Raw genomic sequence first — 17,917 nt, 5'->3', positions numbered from 1 at the left:
GGGGGCTTCGCCGTGTGCGGCTCCCGGAGTGGTACGGGGGTCAGCTCGCCTCGACCGTGTTGCGGAGGCCCTCGACGCGGAGCGTGCCGCCGAACTGGCCGGCCTGCTTGAGCTTCACGTTGGTGAAGAAGACGTACGGGAGGTCGAGCGGGGGCGGGGACTCGGGGCCGAAGGTGATCGGGATGATGCCGAGGAGGTTGCCCTTGAGCTCCTCCGTGTACATCGTCACCGTGCCGTCGGTGATGGTCGACGTCGAGCCCTTGAGGGACCGGACGTGCGCCACTCCCGCGGCGTGGTCCGTCATCTGGTGCAGGTCCTTGATGTCCACGCCGGTGGCGGTGAACTTCAGGACCTTCTTGATCTTGCCGCCGTAGGTCTTCACCTCGACGATGCCGTGGTACTTGAGGCCCTTGAGGGTGAGCAGCGAGCTCTCCAGGCGCCACGGCTCGTCCGGGAGCAGGGCGATGCCGGGCTCCAGGTCGGCGGCGGCGAGGGCCGCGTCGTCGCGCTCGGGGCACGGGAAGCGGGGCTTGGCGCCCTCGGGTATGTCCTCGTCCGCCGTGACGTCGAGGCCCTTGGCCTTCTCCGACAGCTCCGAGGTCTCGACGCCGGCCTTCCGGGCCGCCTTGCGGATCGCGTCCTTCGTCTCGTCGGCCGCCGGGTCCGCGGCGGGCTTCGCCGCGGTGGGGGCGGTGGCCGCCGGAGTCGGCGCGGTGGTGGCCGGGGTGTCGTCGGCCGCCGGGCGGACCGGGGCCTGGGTCGTCGGCGCCGCCGTCGTGGGGGTGGCCGACGGCTTCGGTTCCGGGCCGTCGAAGAGGTCCTTGAGGGCGTCGCCCAGGCCCAGCGGGTCGAGCGGGTTCGTCGACTTCGTCGGCGTGGGCGTGGCGCTCGGGGTGGGCGCGGCGCTCGGCGTCGCGGCCGGCGCGCCGCCCTCGGCCCGCTCCCGCGCCTGCGGTGCGGCCGCCTGCCCGGTGGCCGTCGCGGTCGGCGTCGGCGTGGCGGTGGTGGAGGGGCTGCCGGAGGGCGTGGCCGAGGGGGTGGCCGTCGGCTTCGCGGTCTCGGTCGGCTTCGCGGTCTCCGTGGCCTCCGGCGTCGGCTCGTCGGAGCGGGTCACGCAGGGGCCGGGGGCGAAGGGGATGTCCTTCTCGTCGGCGAGGGCAGGGCTGGGCGCGAGGCCCATGCCCACGAGCACCGCGGTCGGCATGGCGGCCAGCGCCATCGCCTTGCCCGCCGGGCCCTGGATCCTGTTCAGCAGCGTCTTGCGCGGGGCCGCGTGCCGCGGTCCCCCCTTCGCGAGCGCCGACTGAGTCTCGTCACCCCGCACTGTTCCTCCCGCCGTTGGCGTCGGTCGTCGTTTCGGTCAGGTGGTGCTCCGCCTCGCGCTGCTCGGGGACGCCGGCGGCGTACAGGGCCTCGGTCTCGGCGGATGCCTCCGGCTCGCCGTCGTCCTCGGTGGGGAGGGCCTCTTCGACCGGCGGCGCGGGCGCCCAGGCGATGGACATGCCGCCACCGACGAGGGCGAGCAGGAATCCGATGACGAGACCGCCGAAGTTCGACACGGGAATGGAGACCAGTCCCAGCACGATCGTCGCGACGCCCGCGAAGACCCGGACGACGGGCTGGTACCACATCGTCAGGCCGAGCGTGATCAGCAGGACGCCGATGATCAGCGCGCCGGATCCGGCGGTCGTCTTCATCGCCATGGTGATGTTGCCGAGCCTCATGTCCCCGTAGGGGAGGTAGGCGATCGGCAGACCACCGAGGATGGTGAACAGGCCCGCCCAGAAGGGCCGGGTCTGCCGCCAGACCTTGAACCGGTTGTCCTGCTCGGGGACTCCGTGGGAGGCAGGGGTCTCGGCGCTCATGGAAACAGCTCCCTGGAAGCGGTGTTGCTGAGAAGAGGTACGAGGCGGGGACGTGCCCCGGAGCGGGTGCGGGCCGCCGGAGCGGCCCGCACCCCGGGCCGGATCAGCCCTGGAAGCACTCCTTCGCCGTGCCCCGGTGCAGGGACAGGTTCAGGTCGGGGAGCTTGAAGGTGGCGGCCGTGGTGGCCCACGCCTTCTGCTTGACCTTGGTCAGCGTGACGCTGTCGGCGCGCTGCCCGAAGCCGTTCTCGTTGGCCTGGGTGTTGGGCTGGATGCCCTGGCCTTCCTTGTACTTCGGAAGGGAGCCGGCCGCGACGCCGATGTCGATCTGCTTGAACTCGGCGTCGGCCTCGAGGTACGAGACGTCGAGGTACAGCTCCTTCGCGTCGACCCGCTTGTCGGGGTTGGACGCGCCCTCGGTGCCGGCCTCCAGGCGGAGGGTGATGTCGCCGAGACCCGGAACCGGGGTCACGACGGACTGGCACATGTTGGTGATCTTGGCGGTGTCGAAGCCGGAGACCGCGACCGGGGCGGCGAACGGCGTGCCGTCCAGCTTCTTGCCCTTGGCGATGCTGCCGTACTGGACGAACTCGGTGCCTTCGAGCTTGTCGGTCGAGACCTTGAACTCCTGGCCGGAGATCGCGAACGACGCGGCGAGCGCACCCTGGGCGAGACCGACGCCGATCGCGGCCGTCGCGGCCACGCTCGGGACCATGACGACGGCGAACCGCTTCCACCTGGTTCCGCCACGAACCTGGGACTTCATGAGAATTCCTCCTTCTCGGACGTACATCTCCGGAAGGGCCAGGGGCCCGTCCTGGGATGGGAGAAGAGCTACGTCCTCGGGAAGGAGAGCGCCGAGGCATCAAACGGCGCGCTGCGCGTCCGAATCACCGGCGATCACCCCCGAGCGACAACCATGGGCACGCTTTTCGCGTGACCTGATTGGACAGGCCCCGTTCGGTGAGATCGGGAACCCCCCTGTCCACGACCGGTGCAGGGCACCGGTCCGCCCGGTGGGGACCTTCGCCGCTTTCCCGGTTGGTTTGCCGGGGTGGTGCGGTTCGGACCGAGCGTCGCCGATCGTGGTCCATTCCGGGCCCCCGCACAAGGGGGTTCGTTACTCGCTAGTAACGGGTGGATAACCGGGCGATGGCGGGGCGGCGCCGAACGGGCACTCAGGGTGCGGCCGCGCGACCGCCGATATCGGCAGATCGCCGGATGAATACGGACAGAATCAGGGATTCGATTTACTACAAGTAACAGCGGCCGCGATTACCAAGTTTTGGTAAAGCGCGGCCGCTGTCTGTCGCTCTGTCGCCAAATCGCCGGACGATTCGGCGCCCTGCGCCGGGGCGGAAAAGGCCTCAGAACAGCACGCGGGCGAGGGCCTGGCGGCCCGCCGTCACGCGCGGGTCGTCGGCGCCGATCACCTCGAACAGCTCCAGGAGCCGCAGCCGCGCCGCGTCCCGGTCCTCGCCGGCCGTGCGGCGCACGGTCTCCACCAGACGCCCGAAGGCGTCCTGCACGTGACCGCCCACCAGATCGAGGTCGGCGGCGGCGATCTGCGCGGCCACGTCGGCCGGGTTGTCGGCGGCGTTCTTGCGGACGACACCCGCGTCCAGGCCCTGCACCCGCTGGAGCAGTTCGGCCTGGGCCAGGCCGAGCTTGGCCTCGGGGTGCGCCGGGTCGTCGGCGAGCACGTTCTTGTACGCCTGGACGGCCCCGGCGAGGTCGCCCGCGTCGAGCGCGGACATGGCCGCCTCCAGGAGCACGTCGTACGGGCCGGCGGGCCGCGCGGCGGGGGCCGAGTCGTCGGCGTCCGCGTCCACGACGATGCCGGTGAGGCCGAAGCGCTCCTCGCCGATCTGGATCAGCTGGTCGAGGGTCTCCCGGATCTGGGCCTCGGGCACCGCACCCTGGAAGAGCGGCAGCGCCTGACCGGCGACCACCGCGAAAACGGCCGGAATTCCCTGGATGCCGAACTGCTGCATCAGCATCTGGTTGGCGTCGACGTCGATCTTCGCGAGCAGGAACCGGCCGTTGTACTCGACGGCCAGCCGCTCCAGGAGGGGGCCGAGCTGCTTGCACGGCTCGCACCACTCGGCCCAGAAGTCGAGGACGACCGGGACCTCGGCGGATCGCTGGAGCACATCGTGCTCGAAGCCCGCCTCGTCGACGTCGATCACCAGGGCGGAGGGGGACACCGCGGGGGTGCCACCCTGCCGGGCGGCTTCGGCGCGCACCTGCTCCGCCTTCGCCTTGGCCTCTCCGGCCGCCTTCACCGCGGCGAGGTCGACGACGCCGCTCATGGACATGTTTCGGGGCTGCATGAGTACATCCTCCCCCCTCCGCGCGCGTAACCGGTAAGCCATGGCTGAACCGTGCCGTCCGCACGCCTCCCGCCGGTTGCGAGACGCGTGGACGACACGGTTCTTCGTCTTCGGTTCGCGCCGGGTCCCCACCCGGCGCCGTGGTTGTCGCTCAGGCCGCTCAATGCCTTTCGCTACAGGTCGTAGCGTATCTCCGGGGCGGGAGCCGGCGGGAGGGCCGGGGCGCGATCCACCGGGTGAACTGCCTCACACGGCGCACCCCTGGCGCGATACCTACCGGCGGGTATGGTCGGCTTCCATGTGTAGCCGCACCAAGCCCCGCAGCAGCCGTACCGGGCGCCCCCGCTCCACCGAGGCCGACACGGCCATCCTGGAGGCGACCCGGGCCGCTCTGGTCGAACTGGGCTGGTCCAAGCTCACGATGGGGGACGTCGCCGTCCGTGCCGGGGTGGCGAAGACGACCCTCTACCGCCGCTGGGCCAACAAGAACGAACTCGTGGTGGACGCCGTCGCCGTCCTCTTCGACGAACTCGAACTGCCCGACCTGGGTTCCCTCCAGGCCGACATCGAGCACGTCGTCCTCCAGTTCGCGGCGCTCCTCGAACGCCCCGAGACCAAGACCGCCCTGATGGCCGTGGTCGCCGAGTCCACCCGCGACGCACCGCTGCGCGAACGCATCCGCGCCTCGATCGTCGAACGCCAGAAGCGCCTCGTCCTGGCCGGCCGCATGCGGGCGCAGCAGCGCGGCGAACTCCCGGCGCACCGCGACCCGGTGGCCACGGACGCCACCGACGACCTGATCTTCGACGTCATCGCGGGCGCGGTCGTCCACCGCGCCCTGGTCAGCGCCGAACCCGTCGACGAGGCATGGGTGGCCCGCCTCTCCGCCCTCCTCGTCGGCGGCCTGGGCGCGGTGGCGGCCCAGGGCTGAAAGTGGCGGGCGCGGCCCACCCGTCACCCTCTACCGTGGCAGCCGTGACGACCCCACTCACGGACTCCGTCCGCGCACTGCTCGACGACGTCAACCCGGCCGTACTGGCCACCATCCAGCCCGACGGCTCTCCCCAGACCTCGGTGGTGTGGGTGGGCCGCGACGGCGACGACCTCCTGATCTCCAGCCAGGACGGCCGCCGGAAGATCAAGAACATCCGGTCCGACGCCCGGGTCAGCCTGACCGTCCACGACCGCCACGACCCGCTCCGCTATGCCGAGATACGGGGTACGGCCACGGTCGCCGAGGACGCCGGTCGGGCGCTCGCGGTGGCGCTCGCCGAGCAGTACGAGGGCGAGGGCGCCGGGCAGGAGTACCGGGAGCTGCCGCCGGAGGAGGTTCGGGTGGTCGTCCGGATCACCCCGACGAACGTCCTCGGCACGGCCGCGAAGTAGGTCACCCCGTACGGCGGGGGCGGTACGGGACCTCCCGTACCGCCCCCGCCGTGTCGGACGCGGCCGTCAGAAGCCCGGGGGCTCCGTGTAGACGCCCCACTCGTCGCGGAGGGCGTCGCAGATCTCGCCGAGCGTGGCCTCGGCGCGTACGGCCTCCAGCATCGGGGCGATCATGTTCGAGCCGTCCCGGGCCGCGGCCAGCATCGCGTCGAGCGAGGCGCGGACCTTGGCGTCGTCGCGGCGCTCCTTGCGCTCGCCGAGGACGCGGACCTGCTCCCACTCGACCTCGTGGCTGACGCGGAGGATCTCCAGGTCGCCGGTGACGGAGCCGTGGTGCACGTTGACGCCGACGACCCGCTTGTCGCCCTTCTCCAGGGACCGCTGGTACTGGAAGGCGGACTCGGCGATCTCGCCGGTGAACCAGCCGTCCTCGATGCCGCGCAGGATGCCGGAGGTGATCGGGCCGATCGGGTGCCGGCCGTCCGGGTGGGCGCGGCGGCCGCGCTCCTTGATCTGGTCGAAGATCTTCTCGGCGTCGGCCTCGATGCGGTCGGTGAGCTGCTCGACGTACCAGGAGCCGCCCAGCGGGTCGGCCACGTTGGCGACGCCGGTCTCCTCCATCAGCACCTGCTGGGTGCGGAGCGCGATCTCGGCGGCCTGCGCGCTGGGGAGCGCGAGGGTCTCGTCGAGGGCGTTGGTGTGGAGGGAGTTGGTGCCGCCGAGGACGGCGGAGAGGGCCTCGACCGCGGTCCGCACGACGTTGTTGTACGGCTGCTGCGCGGTGAGGGAGACACCGGCGGTCTGGGTGTGGAAGCGGAGCCACTGGGCCTTGTCGGTCTTGGCGCCGTAGACCTCCTTCATCCAGCGGGCCCAGATCCGGCGGGCGGCGCGGAACTTGGCGATCTCCTCGAAGAAGTCGAGGTGCGCGTCGAAGAAGAAGGAGAGGCCGGGGGCGAAGACGTCCACGTCGAGGCCGCGGCTGAGGCCCAGCTCGACGTAGCCGAAGCCGTCGGCGAGCGTGTAGGCGAGCTCCTGCGCGGCCGTCGCCCCGGCCTCGCGGATGTGGTAGCCGGAGACGGAGAGCGGCTTGTACGCGGGGATGCCCTGCGCGCAGTGCTCCATCAGGTCGCCGATGAGGCGCAGATGGGGCTCGGGCTCGAAGAGCCACTCCTTCTGCGCGATGTACTCCTTGAAGATGTCGGTCTGGAGCGTGCCGTTGAGGACGGCCGGGTCGACGCCCTGGCGCTCGGCCGCCACGAGGTACATGCAGAAGACCGGGACGGCCGGGCCGGAGATCGTCATCGAGGTGGTGACGTCGCCGAGCGGGATGTCCTTGAAGAGGACCTCCATGTCGGCGGCGGAGTCGATGGCGACACCGCAGTGGCCGACCTCGCCGAGGGCGCGGGGGTCGTCGGAGTCGCGGCCCATGAGGGTGGGCATGTCGAAGGCGACGGAGAGGCCGCCGCCGCCGGCCTCCAGGATCATCTTGTACCGCTCGTTGGTCTGCTCGGCGTTGCCGAAGCCGGCGAACTGGCGGATGGTCCAGGTCCGGCCGCGGTAGCCGGTCGGGTGCAGCCCCCGGGTGAAGGGGTACTCACCGGGCCAGCCGATGCGTTCGAACCCCTCGTAGGTGTCGCCGGGGCGGGGCCCGTACACGGGCTCCACCTCGTCCCCGGAGAGCGTGGTGAAGTCGGCGTCCCGCTTGCGGGCCTTGTCGTAACGGGCCTGCCAGCGACGGCGGCCTTCCTCGATGGCGTCAGCGTCCATGCTTCGAATTTACTAGGACGTCCTAGTAAATGTCGACGGCAAACCTCCGCACATGCGTGCGGAGGCGGGGGTCAGGCCTTGACCGGCTCCGGCCGCGCGCCGCTGACCAGCGGAAGCGTCTCGGCGACGATCTTGCGCTCGACGAAGAAGGCGGCCAGCGGGATCGTTCCGGACAGCAGCACCCAGAGCAGCTTCCCGAACGGCCACTTGGCCTTGGAGCCCAGGTCGAAGGCGAAGACCAGGTAGATGATGTAGAGGACGCCGTGGGCCTGGGAGACCGCGAAGGTCACGTCCTCGCCCATGTCGAACCCGTACTTGAAGACCATGCACGTGCAGAGCACGAGGAGCATGACGGCGGTCACGTACGCCATGACGCGGTAGCGGGTCAGCACGCTGGATTTCATGCCGTCGAGCGTAACGGCACGTTCCGGTCGATCTTCGCGCGGGGCTACCTCTCCTCGAAGTCGTCCGCCGCGACGCGCAGGGGGCGGAGCATGGCGAAGATCTCGGCGCACTCCTCGGCGTCGTAGGCGCCGAGGCCGAAGTCCATGTCCATCAGGTCGCGGGTGGCGGACTCGACGACCTCGCGGCCCTTGTCGGTGATGGAGGCGAGGGTGCCGCGGCCGTCGTTGGGGTTGGGGCGCTTGGCGACGAGGCCGGACTTCACGAGGCGGTCGACGGTGTTCGTCACCGAGGTGGGGTGGACCATCAGCCGCTCGCCGATCTTGGACATCGGCAGCTCCCCGGCCTTGGAGAAGGTGAGCAGCACCAGGGCCTCGTAGCGCGCGAAGGTCAGTCCGTACGGCTTGACGACGGCGTCGACCTCCGCGAGGAGGATCTGGTGGGCGCGCATGATCGAGGTGATCGCGGCCATCGAGGGGACCGGGCCCCAGCGCTTCTGCCAGAGTTCGTCGGCGCGGGCGATGGGGTCGAAGGGGAGACTGAGCGGCTTCGGCACGCACCGACCTTACCGACTGGTCATATGCCGGTCAGCCCCGTCTCGAACTTCGGTCGCCCGCAGCTCGGCGACCACGGCGAGGACCGCGATCGTGCCGAGCACTCCCGCGCCCGCGACGACCGCGTGGACGGACGCGAACTCGGCCGCGATCCCGGCGCCGGCCATGCCGACGCCCTGGACGGTCATCATGCCCGCCGTCATCAGGGTCATCGCCCTCCCCCGCTGCTCCTCGGGGACGGCGGCGACGAACCAGGCGTCGAGGCCGAGGGTGTACGCGCCGGTGGCGCCGGCCAGGAAGAGCGCGAGGGCCGCGAGGGCGAGGCCCGGCTCGGGGGCGTAGAGGAGGTACGGCACGACGCTGGCGACGGCGAGCGGCAGGACGATCCGGGAGCGTGCCGCCGCGCTGAGGAACGATCCGGCGAGGAGCTCGCCCGCGATGGTGCCGACGGGCAGCGCGCACATGAGCAGGCCGAGCGCGGCGGTGGAGACGCCGATCTCGTCGGCGTAGGGGGCGGCGAGCGCCTCGGGCACGACGGCGAAGAGCGGCGGCACCCAGAACATCAGCATCAGGGCGCGCACCCGCCGGTTCCGCAGCACGTCCCAGGTGCCGGCGAGCCCGCCGCGGGTCTCCGCGGCGGCCCGGGCGGGACGGCGGACGGTGCCGAGGCGGAGCAGCAGCGCGGAGACGACGAAGGTGGTGGCGGTGACGGCGAGGGCGCCGCGCGGCGGTACGGCGGTGAGCAGGACGCCGCCGACGGCGAAGCCGGTGAGGAGGGCGCTCTGCGAGACGATCCGCAGCAGGGAGCGGCCGAGGACGAAGAGGTCGCCCTCGCCGAGGATGTCGGCGAGGGTCGCCATCCGGGTGCCGTTGAAGACGGGCGAGACGACGGCGATGGCGCAGCGCAGCACGAGCAGGACGGCGACGGGGGTCGCCGGGACGACCATCGCGGCGACGCAGGCGGCGCAGACGAGGTCGCAGACGACGAGGATCCGCCGGGGCGGCAGCCGGTCGGCGAGTCCGGCGAGCAGCGTGCCGCCGACGAGGTAGGGCAGGAACCCGAGCGCGAAGGTGAGCGAGGAGAGGAGCGGGGAGCGGGTCAGGTCGTAGACGAGGACGGTCAGCGCGAGTTCGCTGACGACGACGCCGACCAGCGAGAACAGGTGGGCCACGAAGACGAACCGGAACTCGCGGACGGCGAAGACCGCGCGGTAGCCGGGACTCGCGGCGGCCCCGGCGGGCGAGGCCGACGCGGCGGGCTCCGCGGACTCGGCGGGCGCGGCGGTCCCGGCGGGCGCGGGAGCGGCCTCCTTCGGGGCGGGGTCGGGCGCGGGTGCGGGGGTGTGCGGGGGTGCCGGTTCCGGCGGCCGGGTGTCGTTCGTGGGCATGGAGGGCAGCGTGCCGGGCGCGGGGACCGCGCCCTAGACTTTCGGCTCCAGCCGAATGTCCGGGGAGGTTCCGTGCCGTACCACCTGCATTTCGGGGAGGCGGATCCGCTGCGGATCCGGTTCGCGATCTCGCCGCTGTGGGAGACGCACTCGGCCGTGCGCGTCCTCGCCCGGCCCGCGAAGCAGGGGTACCACCTGCCGTGGATGCGGCGGATCGCCGGCGCCGCGCGGGGGCTCGACCTGGCGCCGCTGCACCTGCTGATGCCGCACAGGGGGCACAGTCCCGACTCGCTCTATCCGCCGCCGCTGGGTCCCGCGGCGTCGTTCGACGAGGAGATCGCCGCGGTGCGGGCGACGGACCCCGCGCTGGCCCTGGTCGACTTCGAGCGGGCGCTGGCCGAGACGCCGGGGGCGGCGGAGTCGGCGGAGGGGCGGCGGATGCTCGCCGATCCGGCCGGTGCGGTGGAGCGGCTCGCCGATCTGCTGCGGGCCGCGTGGGAGGCGCTGATCGAGCCCGACTGGCCCCGGCTGCGGGCGCTCCTGGAGGCGGACGTGGCGCACCACTCGCGGCGGCTCGCGGAGGGCGGGCTCGAACGGCTCCTGGGGGAGCTGCATCCGGCCTTCGACTGGGCGGCGGAGACGGCGACGCTGAGGGTCGCCTATCCCGGTGAGCACGTGCGCCCGCTGGGCGGGCAGGGTCTCGTGCTGGTGCCGTCGGTGTTCACCTGGCCCGACGTGGTGAGCGGCTTCGATCCGCCGTGGCAGCCGACGGTGGCGTATCCGGCGCGCGGGATCGGCGGGCTGTGGTCCGAGCCGGGGGGCCGTACGCCGGAGGCGCTGGCCCGGCTGCTCGGGCCGGTGCGGGCGGACGTGCTGTGCGCCCTCGACGAGCCGATGGGGACGACGGCGCTCGCGCACCTGCTCGGCAGGGCGCCGTCGTCGGTCTCGTCCCATCTCTCGGTGCTGCGGGACGCGGGGCTGCTGTCCTCCCGGCGCTACGGGCACCAGGTGCTGTACGAGCGGACCCCGCTGGGGATCGCGGTGTCGCAGCCGGACGCGAAGTGACCGTCATGTCACGATGAAGCGGTATGTCCCGTCGCGTACCCGACCCTGGGGGCCGGATGTCCCGCCGCACCGCCACCGCCGCCGCCCTGGCCCTCGTCTCCGCGCTGTTCCTGGGCGGGTGCGGCGAGGACGGGCCGCCGACGGGACCGGTCGGCCCGCCGTCCACGCGCGGCGAGGCCGCGGCCCCCTCGTCGGGCTCCCCGTTCTGGGTGGACCCGGACAGCGACGCGGCCAGGCAGGTGCGCCAGTACGAGGCGCAGGGCAGGACCGAGGACGCCCGGATCCTGAAGCGGATCGCGGACCGGCCGGTCGCGGACTGGCCGGCCGGCGACGATCCCGTACCGGAGATCACGCGTGCGGTCCGGGGCGCGGCGGCCGAGAAGCGTACGGCCGTGTTCGTCGCGTACAACATCCCGCACCGCGACTGCGGGATGTACTCGGCGGGTGGCTCGCACGACGCGCAGGCGTACCGGAACTGGGTGGACGCCTTCGCGACGGCGATCGGGGAGGCCTCCGCGATCGTCGTCCTCGAACCGGACGCGGTGCCGCACGTCGTGGACGGCTGCACCCCGGCCCAGTACCACGACGAGCGCTACGAGCTCCTCGCCGGGGCGATCGAGCGGCTGAAGCGGCAGCCGCGCACCCGGGTGTACCTGGACGCGGGCAATCCGGCCTGGATCGACGAACCGGGCAAGCTGGTGGAGCCGCTGCGCCGGGCGGGGGTCGCCCGCGCGGACGGCTTCTCCCTGAACGTGTCCAACTTCCAGCGGAACGACGTCGTGCGGGGTTTCGGCGCCACGCTCTCGGGGCTGCTCGGCGGCGTCCACTTCACGGTGGACACGAGCCGGAACGGCGACGGCCCCCTCCCGGGCGACCGGGAGGAGGCCTGGTGCAATCCGCCGGGCCGGTCCCTCGGCGTGCCGCCGACGGACCGGACCGGGGACGATCTGGTCGACGCCTACCTGTGGGTCAAGCGGCCCGGCGACTCGGACGGCCAGTGCCGGGGCGGCCCGGCCGCCGGGACCTGGTGGCCCGACTACGCCCTGGGCCTCGCCCGCCGGGCGAAGTCCTAGCTTTCCGGTCCCCCTACTTCACCTGGATCCACTTCGCCTCGGACGGGATGCCGTCGCGGTCGGCGACGAAGAGCATGTACCAGCCGGGCGGGACGAGGGTCCGGTCCTGCGGCACGTCGACGGTGACGGTCATCCGGTCCTGGCTCCTCGTCAGGCCGACCTCGATCGAGCGCTGTTCGACGTCCGTGGTGTGGGTGACGGCGCTCGGCCGCATGAGCCGGGCCGTGACGATCCGGTCCGCGTCCTTCGTCTTGAAGGTGGCGCGGCCGTTCTGGTCGAGTTCCGGTGCCCCCTCCCCCAGGGCGGGCCGGTCGGCGCCCGCCCGGTGGAGGTAGGGAGGGGTGAAGACCTCGATGCGCTGCTCGAAGGTGCCGAGCTTGGTGTTGTCCTTGTCGTCGAAGAGCGGGTCGGAGCCGAAGGTGGCGACCCGGCCGTCGGGGAGCAGCAGCGCCTCGGAGTGGTAGTTGCGGCCGACGGTGGGTTCGGCGGCCTCGGTGAAGGCGTTGCTCTTCGGGTCGTAGAACTGGGCCTTGAGGATGTCGCTGCCGCTGCGGCCCCGGTAGTCCCCGGAGCCGCCGGTGGTGAAGACGGAGTCGTCGGGCATCAGGACGCTGCTGAGGTAGCGGGTGCCCTGCGGGAGCGGGGGGCCGTCGGCGAAGGCGGGGCTGTCCTTCGAGAGGTCGACGATGGAGGTGCGGGCGGTGGACTTGGCGGACTCGCCGACCCCGCCGCCGCCGAGGACCATGACCTTCTGGGCCTGGGCGGGCGGCAGCAGCAGGGAGGCGGAGGTCTCCAGCTGGTCGGGCCGGGTGAGGCCGCCGAGCTTGGTGAAGGAGTTCTTCTCCAGGTCCCAGATGCCGGGTTCGCGGCCCTTCTCGGCGGGGCCGTAGCCGGCGTTGGAGCCGGTGTAGAGGAGCTTGCCGCCCTTGGTGAGGAAGAGGGAGGGGTAGGTGGGGAAGTAGCGGAAGGGGCCCTTGGACCACTTCTTGGTCTCGGGGTCGTAGTACTCGTTGTCGCCGGGGACGACGTCGCCGACGTCGTTGAGCCCGGAGACGGCGAGGACCCGGCCGTCGGCGAGGGTGACGAGGGTGGGGTACCAGCGGGCGTCCTTCATGGGGGCGACCGGGATGTACTTCTCCGCCTTGGGGTCGAACTCGTAGGCGCCCTTGATGCCCTGGAAGTCCTGCTTCTCGGTGGTGAGCTTCTGCGCGATGCCGTAGACGTTGTCGGCGGCCTCGCCCTTGAGGCCGACGATCTCGTACTGCGCGGCCTCGGTGGTGAGGGCCTGCGGGCCCTCCTTGCGCGCCTCGACGAAGACGCGCGCCTCGGCGGCGGTCACCTTGGTCTCCCACGGCTTCATCTGGCCGCTCTTGAAGTAGGAGATCTCGAACTCGCGCTTGGCCTTGGGGACGGTGACGTCGAACTTGGAGACGTACTCGACCCCGGACGGGGAGCGGAAGACGGTGCCCTTCTTGAGGGTGACCGCCTTGTCGGGGCTCTCGTTCTTGACCCGCATGCCGCCGCCGGCCTTCTTCACCTCGCCGTCGAGGATCTCGTAGCGGGCGGTGCCGCCGGCGACGAGCAGCCGCCCGTCGGGGAGCTGGGAGTGGCCGGAGCAGAAGAAGTCCTCGGGGGTGGGGATCTTCTTGAAGGTGTTCTGCGCCGGGTCCCAGAGGACGGACTCGAAGGTCCCGGCGTCGAAGTTCTTCTGGCTGTTGCCGGAGCCGGCGATCAGCAGCACCTTGCCGGTGTGCAGGAGCGCCGCGTGGATGGCGTTGACGCGGTACGGGGCGGGGACGGCGACCTCGTCCCAGGAGCCGAACCGCCGCATGTACTCGGGCTGGGCGATCTTGTAGGCGTGGTACTTCTCCTCCGCGAAGGAGACGGCGGCGGGGGCGTTGAGCGCCGCGAGGAGAAGGACGGCCGCGCTGCCGAGCAGGGTCTTCTTGAACTTCTTCGACGGCCGGTAGGACATGGTTCAGTTCCCTCCGGTCGTCGTGGGGGCGGGTGCGGTGGGCGTGGGAGGGATCGCCGTGACGGCGGGGCGCACCTCGACGCCCTCGCGGGCGTCGGCGAGGCCGCGGGCCCTGACGCGGGCGCGGGCGGCCTCGCGGACCCGGTGGGCCCGGCGCCCGCGCACGGTGGTGAGGCCCCAGACGGCGATCGGGGCCAGGGTGATGGCCAGGGCGAGGAGGGCCCAGGTGCGCATGGCGGCGTGGGTGTGGCCGAAGTGGACGGAGGCGACGAGCGAGGCGACGAGGACGACCGCCCAGTAGAGGTGGATGCGGAAGGTGGGGACCCGGTCGGGGCTGGCCTCGCCGCCCTTGGGGGTGACGACGAAGCGGCCGCGGGTGCGGAGGAGCGCCGAGCCGAGGGACTTGAGGTAGATGGGCGCGGAGAGCGCGGACATCGCCATGCCGGCGAGGCCGCCGGAGCCCTCGGGTTCGTGGGGCGAGACGTTGTGGCGCCGGTTCCAGAGGTAGAGGCCGATCTGGAGGGCGACGGCGTCGCTGTAGATCATCAGCCACACCTGGGTGGAGACCTGGGTGCCGGAGGCGCCGAGCCACAGGTAGAGGACGCAGCTGAGGATGCCGAGGAGCCAGTTGACGGCCGTCATCGGGTAGTAGACGAGCATCAGGGTGTAGTTGAGGAGGCGGCCCGGCGGGGTGCGGAAGGGTGCCTTCCAGAACTGCTTGAGGATCGTCTCGTAGGTGCCCCGGGACCAGCGGAGCTGCTGGGAGAAGAAGTCGGTCCAGGAGGCCGGTCCCTCGCCGACGGCGAGCACGTCGGGTGTGTAGACGGAGCGCCAGAAGCGGCCGGTGCCCGGGTTCCTCCTGCGGTGCAGTTCGAAGCCGGTGGCCATGTCCTCGGTGATGGAGTCGTACAGGCCGCCGACCTGCTTCAGGGCGGAGATGCGGACGGCGTTGTTGGTGCCGACGAACATGGGCGCGCGGTAGCGGTTGCCGGCCCGCTGGATGAGGGCGTGGAAGAGGAACTGCTGCGACTCGGCGGCCTTGGTGACGAGGTTGTCGTAGTTGCCGTAGACCTGCGGGCCGACGACGAAGGCGATGTCGGGGTCGCGGAAGTATCCGAGCATCCGCTCCAGGAAGTTGGGGAGCGGGACGTGGTCGGTGTCCACGGAGGCGAGGAAGTCGTAGTCGTCGCCGTGCTGGGCGAGCCAGGCGTTGTAGTTGCCGTGCTTGGTCCTCGCCTTGTGGACGCCCTTCCTGCGGTTCCACTCGGGGACGCCGGCGCGGGTGAAGTGGCGTACGCCGAGCTCCGCGCAGAGCGCCTTGGCCTCGTCGGAGTCGCCCTCGTCGAGGAGCCAGACGTCGAGCGGTCCTTCGTGCCGCAGCCGCACGGCGCCCTCGAGGGTGCGGCGTGCCATGGAGAGCGGCTCCTTGCCCGGGACGTACGTGGTGAGGAAGGCGACGCGGGTGCCCTTCTCGGCGTACACGGGTATCGGGTCGCGGGCGACCATGGTGGCGTGGGCGATCGACGTGACGTTCACGAGCATGAAGAAGCAGATGAGGCCGATCGACACGAGCATCACGGTGTCGTACGGCACGCGCCAGGTGTCGTCGCCCTCGCGGACGGTCCAGTGGGTCGGCCAGACCAGGTAGGCGAGGAGCAGCGCCGAGAGGAGCGGCGCGAGGCACATGAGCAGGACGGCTCGTATTCGGTGCGGCTCCTTCGACAGCAGACTCCGGTACCGCACCTTGTAGGCCGCCGGGTCCGGCTCCGTGAGCGGTCCGGCGAGTCGGCTGTAGGTGTCGTAGTCGTAGCCTCCCGGTCGCACGGTGCCTCCAGCTGTCGTCGAACGAGTCGATATCCCAACAAAAGGGGACATCGTTCGGCGTGTCGACTGGAGTAGTCCGAGTGAGGGTTTTTACCGGCCGCGACCGCTCTGCCGACGCAGCGTGTAGGTGACGGCCTTCCGGGCGACCGGGTTGAGCTCCTCGACGGCCGCCATCAGGGCGCCGAGCTGCTCCAGGGCCGCGAAGGCCGACTCGGCGCCGGCGGGGTCGACGCCCTCGTAGAGCCCGAGGCCGATGAAGGAGGCGCCGACCGCGCGGGCGAGTCCGGCGGGGTCGGTGAACTCGGCGAGCGGCGTCTCCGCGAGGACGCGGACGAGCACCTGCTCGATCTCGGCGATCCACAGGTCGAGCCCGGCGGCGGTGGCGGGCACGAGCCGGGGGTGCGCCTGCGCCCCGGCGAGCAGCTGCCCGAGGAAGGCGACGTGTCCGGCCTCCCGTTCCTCGTCGTGCATCTCGCGCCCGAAGGCGAGCAGCTCGGTGAGGCTGCCGACGGAGCGGAGGCGCTCGCGGTGGCGGGCGACCCGCTGCTCGGCGCCGTGCCGGCAGGCCGCGGCGAGCAGTTCGTCGACGGAGCCGAAGTGGTAGAAGACCAGGGCCTGGTTGACCCCGGCGGTGGCCGCGATGGCGCGTGCGGACGCCTTCGCGATGCCCTGCTCGACGAGCGTGCGCAGGGCCCCTTCGAGCAGCTTCTCCCGGGTCTCCTGGCTCCGCACGTCCTGCGCCGCCGTCCTGCGGCTTTTCGTGCCCCCGCCGGCGTCCCCGCTCATGCCCGTACCTCCTCGCGCACCGGGCGCAGCCCCGCGCGCACCCCACGGGAGGGTACGTCGGCGTATGCGGCGGTGAACGACCCCTGGTAGCCGAAGAGCGGTCCGAAGTACCGGTTCACCACCCGGACGTCGATGCGGAAGCGGCCGGTGCGCTCGTCGAAGGACTCGCGCACCTCGGCCCGGCCGCCGAGCAGTTCCGGCACGCGCACGTCCAGCGGGCCCTCGCGGAAGCGGTGCTCGCCGGAGGTGATGAGGAGCGAGCCGTCGGGCTCGGCGGAGGGGTGCAGGTCGCTGGCGAGGTGCTGGTGCGTGCCGAGGTAGTCGAGGACGCGGTCGCCTCCGGGGCCGAGGACCATCGTGGCGTCGAAGCGCCGGGGCCCGCCGGGCAGGGCGAAGGTGCGGACGAAGGTGACGGTCTCCCGCCCGAACGAGTCGGCGTAGGGCACGTTCTCGATCCGGAAGGGGACGTCGCGGCCGGTGCGGGGCAGCAGGATGTTGCGCAGTCCGCCGACCGCGAGGAACGGCTTCACGAACGCCCGGCCGTGCCAGATGCGGTCCATGACGCCCTGTCCGACGCACAGCTCCCCGCTCGCGAGACCCACCGAGAAGCGGCGCCGGATCTCCGGGTGCAGTCGCTCGAACTCGGCGTCCCCCATGGCGGTGCGGAAGATCGAGGGCGCGGTGGTCGCGGTCACGGCTGCTCCAGGGCGGCGAGGAGTCGGGGTTCCCGGGTGCGGGCGGGCGGGGTGCGCAGGCAGCGCCGGGCCGCGGGGGCCCGTGGCGAGGGCGGTACGAGGACGGCGAGGGCCAGTCCGAGGACGGTGAGCGGCACGGCGGCGAGCGCCGCGAAGCCCAGCGGCAGCGCGCCGGCGGTCCACGGGACGGCCACGGCCAGCACCCGGGCGAGGAGTTCGAGCAGCCAGCGGTTCCGCGAGCGCTCCGGGGTGATGCCCCGCTCGCACCAGAGGCGCAGCCGGTCGAAGGACCAGGCCGTGGCCCAGCCCATGAGGGGCCGGAGAACGAGCCGGTCGGCGACGCGGCCCGCGGGGCCCCAGCGCGGCCGGTAGTCGTAGCCGGTGAGGAAGCGGACGCCGTCGGCGGTGGGCAGGTACCTCCAGTAGCCGCTGCCCTCGGCGAGCGGGGACAGCGGGTGCGGCGAGGCGAAGCGGAGGGCCGAGACCCGGTCGCCGCCGGCCCGGTGGCGCTCCCCCGCGGAGACACCGGTGCCGGCGACGGCCAGGAAGGGCAGCACGCGGGTCGCGTACCGGAAGCGCCGGGGTTCGTCCCCGACGCGCGGCAGGGGGGAGATCTCCGTGAAGCGGAGGTCCCACCGCTGGTGGAGTCCGGGTTCCTGGGTGCGCTCCCAGAGCGTGTCCAGGTCCGTGCGCACCCGCGTCTCGATGTAGAGACCCATGACCGCTCCCCTTGCCGACCGGCATTTTGAGCGACTGCTCAAAACTGCCCCGCGGCTGAAGGTAGCCGATTTTGAGCAGTCGCTC

The 17,917-nt window shown here is 71.9% G+C and carries 17 protein-coding genes; 4 read left to right on the top strand and 13 right to left on the bottom strand.

The genetic code is table 11. The features are described from left to right. Positions 1-40: 40 nt before the first annotated feature. The 4 genes from ACIQFX_RS33275 to ACIQFX_RS33260 form a co-directional block, all read right to left on the bottom strand. Positions 41-1,324: a hypothetical protein gene (locus ACIQFX_RS33275; RefSeq protein WP_402470930.1), complete on the bottom strand. Its 1,284-nt coding sequence runs from the start codon at positions 1,322-1,324 to the stop codon at positions 41-43. Continuing rightward, positions 1,314-1,865 carry a DUF6114 domain-containing protein gene (locus tag ACIQFX_RS33270; protein WP_402470927.1) on the bottom strand — a complete coding sequence of 184 codons (552 nt, stop codon included), beginning with the start codon at positions 1,863-1,865 and terminating at the stop codon, positions 1,314-1,316. The genes ACIQFX_RS33275 and ACIQFX_RS33270 overlap by 11 nt, the downstream gene beginning before the upstream one ends. Positions 1,866-1,968: 103 nt before the next feature. After that, positions 1,969-2,631, bottom strand: coding sequence for a DUF6230 family protein (locus ACIQFX_RS33265; protein ID WP_402470924.1), 663 nt, complete (start codon positions 2,629-2,631; stop codon positions 1,969-1,971). Positions 2,632-3,232: 601 nt separating this feature from the next. Beyond that, positions 3,233-4,198, bottom strand: coding sequence for a tetratricopeptide repeat protein (locus ACIQFX_RS33260; protein WP_402470922.1), 966 nt, complete (start codon positions 4,196-4,198; stop codon positions 3,233-3,235). A 298-nt stretch (positions 4,199-4,496) separates the two neighbouring features. Between ACIQFX_RS33260 and ACIQFX_RS33255 the strand changes: the two genes are divergently transcribed. Both ACIQFX_RS33255 and ACIQFX_RS33250 read left to right on the top strand, forming a co-directional pair. Then, positions 4,497-5,129, top strand: a complete 633-nt coding sequence (locus tag ACIQFX_RS33255) for a TetR/AcrR family transcriptional regulator (RefSeq protein WP_402470920.1) — start codon at positions 4,497-4,499, stop codon at positions 5,127-5,129. 44 nt (positions 5,130-5,173) lie between these two features. Continuing rightward, positions 5,174-5,584, top strand: coding sequence for a PPOX class F420-dependent oxidoreductase (locus tag ACIQFX_RS33250; protein WP_402470917.1), 411 nt, complete (start codon positions 5,174-5,176; stop codon positions 5,582-5,584). Positions 5,585-5,650: 66 nt separating this feature from the next. Here the strand turns inward: ACIQFX_RS33250 and ACIQFX_RS33245 are convergent, their stop codons facing one another. The 4 genes from ACIQFX_RS33245 to ACIQFX_RS33230 form a co-directional block, all read right to left on the bottom strand. Next, entirely contained in the window at positions 5,651-7,351 is a 1,701-nt protein-coding gene (locus ACIQFX_RS33245) for a methylmalonyl-CoA mutase (protein WP_402470914.1), read from the bottom strand. 71 nt (positions 7,352-7,422) lie between these two features. Continuing rightward, positions 7,423-7,755, bottom strand: coding sequence for a DUF3817 domain-containing protein (locus tag ACIQFX_RS33240; protein WP_402470912.1), 333 nt, complete (start codon positions 7,753-7,755; stop codon positions 7,423-7,425). 44 nt (positions 7,756-7,799) lie between these two features. Further along, complete coding sequence (locus ACIQFX_RS33235) at positions 7,800-8,309, bottom strand: MarR family winged helix-turn-helix transcriptional regulator (protein ID WP_402470910.1); 510 nt, start codon at positions 8,307-8,309, stop codon at positions 7,800-7,802. A 9-nt stretch (positions 8,310-8,318) separates the two neighbouring features. Beyond that, positions 8,319-9,695: an MFS transporter gene (locus ACIQFX_RS33230; RefSeq protein WP_402470907.1), complete on the bottom strand. Its 1,377-nt coding sequence runs from the start codon at positions 9,693-9,695 to the stop codon at positions 8,319-8,321. Between the two features lie 72 nt (positions 9,696-9,767). Between ACIQFX_RS33230 and ACIQFX_RS33225 the strand changes: the two genes are divergently transcribed. Continuing rightward, complete coding sequence (locus ACIQFX_RS33225) at positions 9,768-10,760, top strand: DUF5937 family protein (protein WP_402470905.1); 993 nt, start codon at positions 9,768-9,770, stop codon at positions 10,758-10,760. Between the two features lie 56 nt (positions 10,761-10,816). Then, positions 10,817-11,833 (top strand): glycoside hydrolase family 6 protein, encoded by a 1,017-nt coding sequence (locus tag ACIQFX_RS33220; RefSeq protein ID WP_402471006.1) that lies wholly within the window; start codon positions 10,817-10,819, stop codon positions 11,831-11,833. A gap of 13 nt (positions 11,834-11,846) precedes the next feature. Here ACIQFX_RS33220 and ACIQFX_RS33215 read toward each other — a convergent pair whose 3' ends face one another. From ACIQFX_RS33215 to ACIQFX_RS33195, 5 genes are read right to left on the bottom strand one after another with little or no spacing between them, the layout of a single operon-like run. Beyond that, complete coding sequence (locus ACIQFX_RS33215; RefSeq protein ID WP_402470902.1) at positions 11,847-13,808, bottom strand: galactose oxidase-like domain-containing protein; 1,962 nt, start codon at positions 13,806-13,808, stop codon at positions 11,847-11,849. A gap of 3 nt (positions 13,809-13,811) precedes the next feature. Next, positions 13,812-15,683, bottom strand: coding sequence for a glycosyltransferase family 2 protein (locus ACIQFX_RS33210; protein ID WP_402470899.1), 1,872 nt, complete (start codon positions 15,681-15,683; stop codon positions 13,812-13,814). Positions 15,684-15,722: 39 nt separating this feature from the next. After that, the gene (locus ACIQFX_RS33205; protein WP_402470898.1) at positions 15,723-16,418 is read right to left on the bottom strand and encodes a TetR/AcrR family transcriptional regulator; all 696 of its coding nucleotides are present in this window, start codon (positions 16,416-16,418) and stop codon (positions 15,723-15,725) included. Next, on the bottom strand, positions 16,415-17,074 hold the full coding sequence (locus ACIQFX_RS33200) for a DUF4166 domain-containing protein (protein ID WP_402471004.1): 660 nt from the start codon (positions 17,072-17,074) through the stop codon (positions 16,415-16,417). The genes ACIQFX_RS33205 and ACIQFX_RS33200 overlap by 4 nt, the downstream gene beginning before the upstream one ends. A 35-nt stretch (positions 17,075-17,109) precedes the next feature. Continuing rightward, entirely contained in the window at positions 17,110-17,832 is a 723-nt protein-coding gene (locus ACIQFX_RS33195; RefSeq protein ID WP_402470895.1) for a hypothetical protein, read from the bottom strand. Between the last annotated feature and the right edge of the window lie 85 nt (positions 17,833-17,917).

This window comes from Streptomyces sp. NPDC093089, from assembly GCF_044754405.1.
Lineage (GTDB): Bacteria > Actinomycetota > Actinomycetes > Streptomycetales > Streptomycetaceae > Streptomyces.
Note: the sequence above shows the minus strand (reverse complement) of the source record. Positions and strands in the feature narration are given on the sequence as shown.

Coding starts and splice junctions, on each gene's coding strand:
- ACIQFX_RS33195 (WP_402470895.1), bottom strand. CDS start 17,832: ATGGGTCTCTACATCGAGACGCGGGTGCGCACGGACCTGGACACGCTC.
- ACIQFX_RS33210 (WP_402470899.1), bottom strand. CDS start 15,683: ATGTCCCCTTTTGTTGGGATATCGACTCGTTCGACGACAGCTGGAGGC.
- ACIQFX_RS33240 (WP_402470912.1), bottom strand. CDS start 7,755: ATGAAATCCAGCGTGCTGACCCGCTACCGCGTCATGGCGTACGTGACC.
- ACIQFX_RS33270 (WP_402470927.1), bottom strand. CDS start 1,865: ATGAGCGCCGAGACCCCTGCCTCCCACGGAGTCCCCGAGCAGGACAAC.
- ACIQFX_RS33260 (WP_402470922.1), bottom strand. CDS start 4,198: ATGCAGCCCCGAAACATGTCCATGAGCGGCGTCGTCGACCTCGCCGCG.
- ACIQFX_RS33205 (WP_402470898.1), bottom strand. CDS start 16,418: ATGAGCGGGGACGCCGGCGGGGGCACGAAAAGCCGCAGGACGGCGGCG.
- ACIQFX_RS33265 (WP_402470924.1), bottom strand. CDS start 2,631: ATGAAGTCCCAGGTTCGTGGCGGAACCAGGTGGAAGCGGTTCGCCGTC.
- ACIQFX_RS33255 (WP_402470920.1), top strand. CDS start 4,497: ATGTGTAGCCGCACCAAGCCCCGCAGCAGCCGTACCGGGCGCCCCCGC.
- ACIQFX_RS33245 (WP_402470914.1), bottom strand. CDS start 7,351: ATGGACGCTGACGCCATCGAGGAAGGCCGCCGTCGCTGGCAGGCCCGT.
- ACIQFX_RS33215 (WP_402470902.1), bottom strand. CDS start 13,808: ATGTCCTACCGGCCGTCGAAGAAGTTCAAGAAGACCCTGCTCGGCAGC.
- ACIQFX_RS33230 (WP_402470907.1), bottom strand. CDS start 9,695: ATGCCCACGAACGACACCCGGCCGCCGGAACCGGCACCCCCGCACACC.
- ACIQFX_RS33220 (WP_402471006.1), top strand. CDS start 10,817: ATGTCCCGCCGCACCGCCACCGCCGCCGCCCTGGCCCTCGTCTCCGCG.
- ACIQFX_RS33200 (WP_402471004.1), bottom strand. CDS start 17,074: ATGGGGGACGCCGAGTTCGAGCGACTGCACCCGGAGATCCGGCGCCGC.